Annotated in this window: 7 protein-coding genes and 1 tRNA gene; 5 read left to right on the top strand and 3 right to left on the bottom strand. The window is 32.4% G+C overall.

What is annotated here, in order from left to right:
* Nucleotides 1-895 precede the first annotated feature (895 nt).
* Nucleotides 896-2,350, bottom strand: a complete 1,455-nt coding sequence (tfrB, locus tag CFE53_RS06845; RefSeq protein WP_148121094.1) for a fumarate reductase (CoM/CoB) subunit TfrB — start codon at nucleotides 2,348-2,350, stop codon at nucleotides 896-898.
* 195 nt (nucleotides 2,351-2,545) lie between these two features.
* Here tfrB and CFE53_RS06840 point away from each other — a divergent pair.
* The 5 genes from CFE53_RS06840 to asnB all read left to right on the top strand — a co-directional run bounded on the left by CFE53_RS06840 (nucleotide 2,546) and on the right by asnB (nucleotide 7,779).
* Nucleotides 2,546-2,633 (top strand) — tRNA-Sec (locus CFE53_RS06840).
* 28 nt (nucleotides 2,634-2,661) lie between these two features.
* Entirely contained in the window at nucleotides 2,662-3,567 is a 906-nt protein-coding gene (locus CFE53_RS06835; protein WP_148121093.1) for a hypothetical protein, read from the top strand.
* A 319-nt stretch (nucleotides 3,568-3,886) separates the two neighbouring features.
* A complete protein-coding gene (gene truD, locus CFE53_RS06830) occupies nucleotides 3,887-5,194 on the top strand; it encodes a tRNA pseudouridine(13) synthase TruD (protein ID WP_148121092.1) in 1,308 nt (435 codons plus the stop codon).
* Between the two features lie 788 nt (nucleotides 5,195-5,982).
* On the top strand, nucleotides 5,983-6,162 hold the full coding sequence (locus CFE53_RS06825; RefSeq protein WP_148121091.1) for a hypothetical protein: 180 nt from the start codon (nucleotides 5,983-5,985) through the stop codon (nucleotides 6,160-6,162).
* A gap of 48 nt (nucleotides 6,163-6,210) precedes the next feature.
* Nucleotides 6,211-7,779 (top strand): asparagine synthase (glutamine-hydrolyzing), encoded by a 1,569-nt coding sequence (gene asnB, locus CFE53_RS06820; RefSeq protein ID WP_148121090.1) that lies wholly within the window; start codon nucleotides 6,211-6,213, stop codon nucleotides 7,777-7,779.
* 1,413 nt (nucleotides 7,780-9,192) lie between these two features.
* Here asnB and CFE53_RS06815 read toward each other — a convergent pair.
* A complete protein-coding gene (locus CFE53_RS06815; RefSeq protein WP_148121196.1) occupies nucleotides 9,193-10,455 on the bottom strand; it encodes a TldD/PmbA family protein in 1,263 nt (420 codons plus the stop codon).
* A 384-nt stretch (nucleotides 10,456-10,839) separates the two neighbouring features.
* Nucleotides 10,840-11,361 (bottom strand): MBL fold metallo-hydrolase, encoded by a 522-nt coding sequence (locus tag CFE53_RS06810; protein WP_148121089.1) that lies wholly within the window; start codon nucleotides 11,359-11,361, stop codon nucleotides 10,840-10,842.
* Between the last annotated feature and the right edge of the window lie 234 nt (nucleotides 11,362-11,595).

Genomic DNA, 11,595 nt, shown 5'->3' with positions numbered 1-11,595 from the left:
TAAAAATCTTATAAAAAACGATAATAATAAAATTAACAATGGACTATTATATTTTAGACTGTAATATTTTTAGAATAGTTTCTGAACACTATATATAAAATAAGATGAAAAATTTCCCTGGAATAAAGAATAATTCAGCAGCATATAGTTAGAAAATTGTAAAAAAATCTATTTCTCTCTAAAAAATATTTAGGAATAGAGAAAGGAATTATCAATTTATACTTTTTAACCTTAGTTCCTATCAAAAAGATAGGTTAAAAAAATAATAAGGATAATTATAAAAATAATAAAAATAAGAAAATAAGAAAAAACTTTTAAAATAAAAAACTTCTATCATCCCAGATACAAAAAATTTTAAAAGATGATTGAAGGAGAATGATCCTCTGTATATCTTTTAATACAGGAATTCAGAATATTTTTCACTGTTCTTTTAATCATTACTGATGGGAAGTAAGGTTTATTTTTTATCTCTATTCTTTCAGAATTTTATTACATTTTATGTTATTATTTTTAAGATTTTATTATTTTTTATTATTCTTTAAACTATCCTCTTGATGGGAACTAGGATACTTTTTAGTATTTTATATCCGGAGCAAATAGAGTCTTTTACTTTTTTATTAATTATTTTATTATTTTTTACTTCATTTTTATTTTTATTTATTATTTTTATTTTAACTATTTTTAATTTTTATAAGGATTTTTAATAGAGAAATCAATGTTATAATATTTTATCATTTTTTTATTAACTATAGATTTACCTCTAATCTCCTATCAAAAATTCTAGTAAATAGTAAAAATTAAAAAATTAAATTCCTCTAAACATCTTCCGAACACTAAAAGGTTAGAATGGTATCCTTTCCACAAAATTAACGATCTGCATTTAAGGATTAGTTGATTATATAACCTTGTCTAAGAGTGAGACTATATTCATCACCTTTAAACTACCTCCCTCTTCATCGAACTTTTTCAAATTATCCCTTATATGGTACTCACAGAATGGACATACTGTAATAACGTAATCTGCTCCAGTTTTACATATCATCCTAACCTTTCTCCTCCCTATAGCATTGGCTATCTCTGGTTTTCCACTTCTAACTCCTCCTCCAGCACCACAGCACTGATCAGGTATCTCCATCTCTATTAACTCCAATTTAGGTATCCTCTTCAATATCCTCCTAGGTTCCAAGTATATTCCCTGTCCTCTCCTCAGATGACAGGGATCGTGATAGGTCACCTTAATATCTAAAGGTTTGTACTCTATAGGTACCTTATCCAACACCTCCGTTATATCCATTACCTGGAACTCCCTCTCCCTGTAATCTCTCTTTAGAGTACTACCACATCCTGCACATACAGTAACTACTCCATCTACATCTAGATTATTAAACACTTTAAGATTTTTCCTCTTCAACTTCTCTGCAAGATCCCTCTGTCCAGTCCTGAGGAGGGGGGATCCACAACACACCTGATCCTTAGGTATTACAACAGATATGCCGTGGGCATTTAATACCTTTATAGCACTTCTACCTACATCCTGCAACCTGTAGTCAACTAAACACCCTGTGAAGAATGCCAATCTCATCTTCTCCTTATCCGCTATATACTCTTCTTTTACCTCTTCTAAGAAAGACCCTCTTTCCTTCTTCACAGATCTGTTACCTTTCAATATGTTCTCCCTAACTATTAAGTGGTTTCTTAAATAGTATCCCTTTTTAAAGGCTAGTTCCCTCAACCTCTCTATGGCCCTATGGACAATATCTATCTCCTTGGGACACACCTCGACACACTTGGCACAGGTGGTACAGTTGTGGAGGTTCTCAAAGTAGGCCTCTTTATCCCTATCACCTTCATCCCTTGGATCGAATGCAAACCTAGTCAGTTGTCTCATAAATGTAGGGCCTGGATACTGGGAAAATCTTCTAGCTGGACATTTGGAGAGACAGCATAAACAATCTATACAGTTTCTAACACTTTTAAACTCTTTTATATCTTTAGGAGTAATCTTAAGATTGGTTTTATCTCCCTCACAATGTAGATAGTTTCTCAGATCCTGGATCTTTTTATAGTAAGGAGATCTATCCACTATCAGATCCTCCACTACGTTGAATCCCTCTAAAGGCTCCACTACCATACCATCCTCTACCTTGGTTTTACAGGCCAACCTTGGCTCACCGTTTATAGTCATTGCACAACTTCCACACTGCCCTGATCTACAGGAGGACCTGTAGAGGATACCCTCTCCGTAATTACTATTAATATACTCTAAGGCTTCTAATACCGTTATATGCTCTGGAACAGTGTATTTTTTAAAAACTCCATTTCTATTTACAGTTATAGTTATTGATCCCATACTATCACTAAAAGAAATATTATAAATAAATATTATAAATTATTAATAATGATGTAGAAATACTTACCCTTGAGTGTCTATCTATTTTTAATAATAATTTTTATAAAGGTAGTTAAAATATCTAAAAAGAAAAAATATATATAACCATAATACATTTATAGAACAGTTGCTAAGACAACTATCTATATTGGTGGTGGCGCCGAGTGCCGTGCCTGGTGGCACGGGGCGGACTTCAGATCCGTCAGTTCTTATGAACTTGGGGTTCGATTCCCCCTCGGCGCCGTTTTTTACTATTTTTCTCTTGGGAAATCATGGAAAAAATATATTCAAAATTAGGGGGATTGTCTGATCTTAAAAAGATTACAGATTTTCTACATGATTTTACGGGATATATAAAGGTAGATAAGGGTGTACTCTTTTACATAGACTCGAAGTTAATAGTCTCACTCTGGGGGGAGACGCCTGTAGATATAAGAAGTATCTTTAAAAAACTACCAGAGGAATTTTTAATTGAAGTGTACCGATGTTCTAGGAAGGATTTAGAGGGGATTATAAGAGAAAAACTAGGAAATGATGTATTATTTAAAGTAGAGGAGGACCCTTCTATCAGATGCATTCCGCTAGATACTTACACTTCTATATATAACTATGTAGATTCTGACAGGTGCGAGGTTATTTTAATACCTAAAAAATACTGTAGTGATAAAGGTATAATGATATTTAAGAATGGAGAGGAAATTTTGGCGGTATATCGTTGTAAGGATAAAATTCTAGAGGGCAGTAAAGCCATAAATAAAATAAAGGCAGTATTTGCAGTGAGTGAAGTAAGAGGCTTTATTAGGAGAATATCAGAGGAAGGGATAGATGAATATTTGAGAACCTATCCTAGAGGCATACTAAAGAGATCTATGTCTCTTGAGGAACTGATTAAAAAGATAAAAAGTAGAGAACCTATCAAAGTAGTGCATAACAGTCCCCTTGTGGATATTTTAACTGAGGAACCTTCCCTAATCGAAATTGATAAGGATATGTATATTGTCTCTAACAGTAAGAAAGTTGTTTATGCATATTTTAGAGATTATAAGGGAGATAAAGCCTACAAATATATAAAAAATTACTGCTTATTCAGAGATATTGAAATTAAAATATATGCTCTTACCAATGAAGAGTACAAGATGTTTAAGGAATTTAGAGAGTGTAAGGTAAAAAATAGTTAAGATGTGTATACCATTTTAAGTTCCCAAATGGTAGAGAAATGAAATAGTAATAATTTGGATCGCCTGTTTTCTACGTTAAGGATTATAAGATTTTTAATATTTTTAATATTACCATATAAAATTTAAAAAAATAAATAGTAATTATTATAATAATAAAATAAAAAATCAGAGGATTAATAGGATAATAAAATAAAATCTTTCATATTTTACATTGTATTCAAGTCAAATGAATTCATCTGTTTTTATAATTAATTTTTCAATAGGTATTAAATTTTTTATAATTTTTTATTTTTTAAGGGAAATAACGGAAGGGATAATTATGAATTATATAATAGGTCGCAAAAGAAAGTTAGAATCTCTAAAAAATCTCAAAGATTACCGTAAGAGGATAGAAAAAGAATACAGGAAGAAGAAAATAAGAAAGTTGATAGAGGAGATGAGAGTTAATCTAGACAAATACCTTGTAAATTTAAAGATTGAGGGAGTTATTAAGAAGTACCCTGAAGACTTCATAGTTGAGGAGATTACCAAGGACGGTATAATTTTAGAGTATGGGAAAGATCTGGGGGTTTTTAAGGATGATCCAAACTGGAAAGGAGCCTTTATACACTTTACACTGGAGAAGGTGAAGTGGAGCACCTTAGATGCAATAGGTGAGTTGGCTAGGAGGACAAATTCAAAGAGGAAGAACTTCGGTTTTGCAGGGACTAAGGATAAGTACGCAGCAACTACCCAACGGGTAGGATGTTTTGGAATTAAGGTGGAGGCTCTGGAGAGGATAAAGGACAGTATAAAGGGGATAAGGATAAGGGATATCCAGAGGACAAATAAAAAGTTGAAGTTAGGGGATCTCTGGGGCAACAGATTTACTATAAAGGTAAGACTGAAGGGTAGGGATCCTCAGGAGGTTGTGGAGATCCTGAAAAATATAAAGTTAGACTATATACTTAACTACTACGGTATCCAGAGGTTCGGTACAGATAGACCTATAACCCATATAGTGGGAAAACTAATATACAACAGGGACTTTGAAGGGGCATTTTATGCCTACTGTGGAACTCCACTGTTTGAAGAGGGCAGATTAAGAGAGGCGAGGAAACTTGTAGATGAGGGGGATTTCAAGGGAGCCCTGAAGATGTATCCAAGGGAACTCTACTACGAGAGAAAGATGCTGAAGAAATACTTAGAAACAGGGAGTTTTATTAAGAGTTTCAAGGTTCTACCTCCTCATTTAAGATGTATGTTTATAAACGCCTATCAGTCCTATCTCTTCAACGAGATTATAAATAGAAGGTTCCAGTACGGTTTTGAGCCTCTAGAGGGGGACATACTCTTTGACGGCATTCCCACAGGGGCAGTCTTAGGTAGAAAGTGTAAACTGGCTGAAGGAATACAGGGGGAAATTGAGAGGGAAATTATAGAAGAGGAGGGTATAGATCTTCAGAAATTCTATATAGAGGATTTTGGAGATTTTCCCGGTACCAGGAGAAAGTTGATCTCCAAGGTTTATGACTTCAAATTCTGGGCAGAGGAGGATGGTGTAGTTTTAAGATTTAAGTTAGAGAGAGGCTGCTACGCCACTGTACTTTTAAGGGAGTTTATTAAAGATGACAAAAATATTAGATAAAATTTCTCAGTGTTTGGATGTGTCCTAAGGAATGATATTCTCACGATTTTTTGTATATTATCCAAGATTTTTAATTTTTATCTTCTTATAAAATATAAAATAATTATTATTTACCTTAGTTCCCACCAAGTAGCGATTAAAAGAATAATGAAAATGATAATCATTATAATTAAAAATCATGATTAAAATGATCAGTATAAAATCTATATATAAAAACCATTAAACATTCTAGGATCTTTCTGATCACTTAGGTAAAAAGAGGAAATTCTACTCCGATATCTACTGTATTAGAAGATCTTCAGAGGATCATTCCCCTCCAATCTTCTTTTTAAAATATTTTATATCGGAGATAATAGAAGTTTTCTATTTTTTAAACATTTTTTATTTTTTTATTTTATTTTTATAATTATTTTTATTATTTTTTTAAACTATCCTTTTGATGGGAACTAGGGTTATTATTTATATATTTAGAAAATTATAATTAAAATTAAAAAACTATAAAAAAGTTAATAACAAAATATAAAATTGACTTATAACTGCCTATATAATATCTCTATAATAACCACCTAATTATGAGGATCTACCCTACTCTGGTGTTCAAAGATACTCAAGAAAAAAATATACTCAATATCCTACAGTTTTTGGTATTTAGAGACTTATTTTAATATGAATCAAATACTACTTCCAAATTAAAATTTAAAATTTTCCTCCTAATTTATCTCAAATACAAAGGATTAAATACAAGGATTTAAAAATAATTTAAATAAAATATTATTTAAGGTGTGTCTATGGACAAAGAGATGATAATAGATATAATAGAAACATTGGAGAAAAGGAACGTAGGTATTCAACTGTCTGTCGGAGGACAGAAAGCTTTGGAGATTACAGTAAAAGATAAAAAAATAGATATAAACATTGTAGATCCTTCAAAGATAGGATTGTTAATAAAAGAGATAGGTTTAAAGTAATCTACTCTTTTTACAATAAAAAATATCTAACACCCTAAAGGGGTGTATATGTGCTCTATAAGTGGAATTGTTATCAAGGATGACGAAGATTCCAGTATTAGGAATAAATTGAGAGAGCATCTTATAAATGTTATGAAGATCCTGAAACATAGAGGACCAGATAGTTCTGGCGTGATGTTTGACGATGAAGTTATATACTTCAAAGATTTTGAAGACGTCCTAACTTCTGATTTTAGTAGATCCAGTAGACTTGGATTGGGACATAACAGATTGGCCATCGTAGGTAATGCAAATCAGCCTATTCCCAATGAAGATGAGAGTGTATGGGTTATCTGTAATGGAGAGATATACAACTACTACGAACTTATGGAGGACCTAGAGGATAGACACAACTTCCACAGTGATACTGACAGTGAGGTTATAGTACACTGCTACGAGGAGGGAATACTTCAGGAGTTAGATGGGGAGTATGCATACTGTATATACGATAAAGAGGAGAATAAACTACTACTAGGCAGAGATACCTTTGGAGTAAAACCACTCTTTTATATAGATACTGAAAAATACTTTACCTTTGCCTCAGAGAGAAAGGGACTCTGGTATCTACTAAGAAGTATAGACAATCTCTCCTTTGAGGAAATTTACAACTACCCAATAGATTCCCTGAGTCCAAACAGTCATATGGTATACGACTTAGATGAAAACAGATGTTATATAGTGAGAGACATCCAGAAGATAAGAATAAACTACTTCAATGAGTACAAAAATGGAGACAACACTAGAGATTACGACATATATAAAAGAGAGGTGGAAGAAGCTTTATGGGATAGTGTGATAAAGAGGGTAAGGGGGTTGGATAAGGTAGGAATTATATTCTCTGGAGGGGTGGACAGTACCCTTGTGGCAAAGATGTCCTCGGAGTACTGTGATGTGGTACTCTATACCTCAGGCTTAGAGGGTAGTGAGGACGTGGAGTACGCTGAAAGGGTGGCTGAAGATTTAGGGCTAAAACTTAAAAAAAAGGTAATTGATAGGGATGAATACGAGGAGTATCTCCTAAAGGTGGCCTATGCAATAGATGAGATAGATCTGATGAAACTCTCAGTAGGTGTGCCCATATATGTGGCATCAGAGATGGCTAAGAGGGATGGGATAAAGGTAGTACTCTCTGGTCAGGGAGCAGATGAACTCTTCGCAGGGTATAAGAGATATCAGAGAATTCTCATCACAAAGGGAGAGGAGGAACTTAAGAGAGTGCTCTATAGGGATGTGATGAACATCCACAGGGTGAACCTTGAAAGGGACGATCACTGTACAATGGCGAACAGTGTGGAGTTGAGGGTACCCTTCTTAGATAAGAGTTTAGTTGAGGTTGCCCTCTCCCTCCCTGTACAGTACAAGGTAAACGAGAGGGAAAGGAAGATAATTTTAAGAGACATTGCCAAGAAGTACATCCCAGAGTACGTGGCATACAGACCTAAGAAGGCTGCCCAGTATGGCAGTGGCAGTGAGAAGATGATATACGCAGTAGGTAGAAGTTATGGGTATTCGAAGAGAAAGATAGACGTGTTTCTTAGGGATGTGATTTTAAAGAGGATGGAGGAGATGTATGCTTGAATAAATAATAATTAAAAAATAGAATAAAAAAAGAGTAAAAAGTCTCTTATGAAGAAGTTTAATAGAAATCTATCTTATTCTTTAGTATCAGTGTGGTCCTGGAAATATGTTTTATTTTTACTTTTTTATCTATTATATTTTTTATTTAAATATTTTTAAGATTTTTTATTATTTTTATTTTAACCTTATTCCCATTTTAAACAATAATTTAAATAATAAAAATAATAAAAAAGACTGGAAAAAACCTTGGTTTCTACCAAATAGTGATTAAAAGAAGAATGAAAATAATCAATATAAAAAATATCTTAGGATCTTTCTAATCACTTAGATAAGATAGGAGATCTTACTCTGATATCCACTACACTAGAAGGTTTACAGAGAACCATTCCCTTCCAATCTTCTTTTAAAATTTTATATCTGAGATGATAGAAGTTTCTGTTTTTTAAAACATTTTTTATTAATTAAATTCCTTTATTATTTTTATAATTATTCTTATTATTTTTAAAACTATCCTTTTGATAGGAACTAGGGGTTCAATATACAAATATTAGATATCTTAAGATCCTTCCGAACCCTTAGGTAAGATAAGAAATCATATTCTGATATCCACTACACTAGAAGGTTTACAGAGGATCATCAATCTTCTTTTTAAAATTTTATTATCTGGAATAATAGAGGTTTTCTATTTATCAAAACATTTTCTCTATTTTTTATTTTTATAATATATTTTTATTATTCTTTAAATTATCCTTTTTGATAGGAACTAGGGTTAGAAAAAATATTGAAATATAATATCTAGATAAATATTAATAATAGCAGACTGTTAGGAAGGATCTGCTTTATCCCTACAGTATCTTAGAGCATTCCAGGAGAAATTATTTATTCTCTTATTTTAATTTTAATATCTTCTTTTTATATTTTTATTATAATTATTGTTATTTTTATCAGAATTTTTTGATAGGTAGTAGGGTATAATTAAATGAGAATTCTTGAAGTATGAAAAAGGGTAAAACTAGTTTTGCTTTTCCTAACCTCCTAGATGGTGAAAGAAGAAAATAGATCTTCCCAACTACTTCGAAAGGTATAGGGTTCTATCTGGGATTGAACATCCGCCCTTTCTAAAATCCTAGAAATGTCCCTGGGAAAGTGATTATATGGGCTTTTTACTTTATATTTTTATATTTTTAACCTTTTTATTTAAGTTTATTTTTTTTTGGATAAGATTATAATAATAAAAATAATGAAGATTATTATTATCAAATCAAAATATTCTATTATACCCTAAAAAGGATTTGGAAATATAATGTCCTCTGAAGAAATTTTCAATTATTTTCATTCTCTATTTTTAGTATCTAAACAACCTCTGGATATAATACCATTTTATTTATATTTTACAATCCCTTCTCACCAAACTTAACTTACAATTATTCTCCCCTCTATCATCAAGGAAGGTGATATTAACCTCCCCCTTTGAGATACGTCATCCATAGGCATAGCACTTTTAAGTATCTCGAATATATTTCCAGATAACATCCCCTTCTTCACAGGTACCCTTTCATCATCCTTGACTATATAACTGTTGAAGATCTCAACTGAGAAGTCTCCAGTTATAGGGTTAGATGTGTGACATCCGATAAGTCCATTTATCTGTAGGTATTCGTTGTAGTTGTCTAACTTATCTACAGGGCTTATTACCACATTGGAGGGAGATATAGTAGGTAATGTGTTATAATCCCTAACTCCATGACCTGTGGATTCTCTACCCTCTCTATTAGCCCTCTTTATATCGTAGAGGTATCCCTTTAAAATTCCATCCTCCACCAGAACTGTTCTCCTACGAGGAACACCCTCTCCATCTACCTTACTGGAGTATAGCCCTCCATCTAAGGTACCGTCATCTACTATGGTGATACACTCTCCCATTACCTTCTCTCCAATCTTCCCCTTTAGAATAGACCTATTCCTCTGGACATTCTCTGCACTGAAAGAGGGTAATAGGGTATAGGCTAATAAAGAATTTAGTACTCTCGGTGTTAGTAGTATCCTGCCCTCATATGGTACCTTTACACCCTTAGGCAGGGATAGGATATCTCTAACATACCTCCCCAACTCTTCTACGTTGAATCTGTAGGTCCTACTTAGATAGTCGTAGGCTGTTTCACCGTCCTTTATACCAGATATTGAAGCGGAGTAGTAGGTAAATTCCTCCTCAACATCTAAACCTTTGGAGTTTACAATCCTGTTATATAGATAGGATCTCTCTACAGAACCCCCAGTAACTGTAATACCTCCTTCCTGAAGTATACCTTTCATGGTGTTGAGGTCCTCTAAAAGGTCCTCCTCATCTATATTTAAAACTTCCCTGTGAAAAACACCCTTAGGGTTTGGAACATCTTTCTTAGGTTCTGGGATAGAGGTGTACTTATCAGGTACAAGATTTTCCATAGCCCTATAGATAATATCCACTTCTTCCTCGGTAGAGTAAGCAAACCCCACTTTACCCTCTTTCAACACCCTTACACCAATCCCAAAACTTCTATCCTCCTGGAAGGAGTCTAAACTGTCTCCATCTAACTCACAGTTTAGATTTTCAGACCTTGATATAAAGATATCTACTTCAAAACCTTTCTTCTCCCCTATTTCTAATATCTTATCGATGTAGTAATCTTCCAATATTATCACCTTTATCTATGGCTATCAATATCAATCTAATATAATGTTTATATTAAAATAAAATGTTATGGTAAATTAAACAAAAACTTTTAAAACTAAACAACCTCCTACTATGGAAGATTCCAAATATAAAAATTCGAATACTTTAGACACTATAGTGTATAGTAGAACTCTGGAATCCTTAAAAGATGGATTAAAAAATCTCGTTCTATTTCTTTAAATACTCAGGACGCTCAGACAATAAGAGTTTATTTTGCTTTTTTAATTTACAATGTTAATCGTTATAATATCTTTATTTTTTTAATTATAATTATTATTAAATATATAGCAAGATTCACTATTTTATCAGTTTTTATTTCCCTTTTAAGTATATGATAGTCTGCATCCCTACTCAAAGATAAAATATATCCCATCATGGCCAGTAACTATATGTTTCCCTAAAGATTTAATTCTCCTCAACGTATTAAGAGCTAACTCCCTATCGACATTTATCCCTGGTGCAACCTCCTTTATTATGTTGTCCTTCAAGGGAACAGCGTCTCCAACTACTATATAATCTCCATGTACTACAGATATACTGTCCCAGGTATGTCCAGGAGTCTCTAGGATCTCTATCTCATTATCCTTTAGGGATTTATAGTTATCATAGTTGATAATCTCCCCATTTTTAAATAGATCGTTGTTTCCCACATGATCCCAGTGGCTGTGGGTGTTTATTACTATATCTATGTCCCTCGGAGATAGGTTTAATTTTTCTAAACCTTTTAATATTATATCTCTTTTATCTCTCGAGGAGGTGTCTACGATTATGTTATGGTTCTCTGTTTTAATAAATGTTACAGAGGAGGAAGCCTCTAATATCTTATTATCTTTCCTTACTAATTTACCTTCGTAGAGTAGCCTTAGCATTTTATCACTAAAATTATTTTATAAGGTTATTATAAAAATAATAGTTATAATTAAAAATAATTAATTAAAAATAATTAAAACCTAAAAAATAAAAAAAATAGTTTAAACTATGTATTGAAGAAGTAGGCGATCTCTATTAATCTTTTTTTTAAGAGTTTTTAATATCTTTCTTTTATTTATTAATTTTTTTACTACTTTTTAATTATTATTAACCCTAATTCTCATTAAAAAATC

Source organism: Methanofervidicoccus sp. A16, assembly GCF_003351865.1.
GTDB lineage: Archaea > AGJL01 > Methanococci > Methanococcales > Methanococcaceae > Methanofervidicoccus.
Note: the sequence above shows the minus strand (reverse complement) of the source record. Positions and strands in the feature narration are given on the sequence as shown.

What these genes read in the sequence shown, in the direction of transcription:
- tfrB (WP_148121094.1), bottom strand. Translation starts at nt 2,350, where the DNA reads ATGGGATCAATAACTATAACTGTAAATAGAAATGGAGTTTTTAAAAAA.
- CFE53_RS06835 (WP_148121093.1), top strand. Translation starts at nt 2,662, where the DNA reads ATGGAAAAAATATATTCAAAATTAGGGGGATTGTCTGATCTTAAAAAG.
- truD (WP_148121092.1), top strand. Translation starts at nt 3,887, where the DNA reads ATGAATTATATAATAGGTCGCAAAAGAAAGTTAGAATCTCTAAAAAAT.
- CFE53_RS06825 (WP_148121091.1), top strand. Translation starts at nt 5,983, where the DNA reads ATGGACAAAGAGATGATAATAGATATAATAGAAACATTGGAGAAAAGG.
- asnB (WP_148121090.1), top strand. Translation starts at nt 6,211, where the DNA reads ATGTGCTCTATAAGTGGAATTGTTATCAAGGATGACGAAGATTCCAGT.
- CFE53_RS06810 (WP_148121089.1), bottom strand. Translation starts at nt 11,361, where the DNA reads ATGCTAAGGCTACTCTACGAAGGTAAATTAGTAAGGAAAGATAATAAG.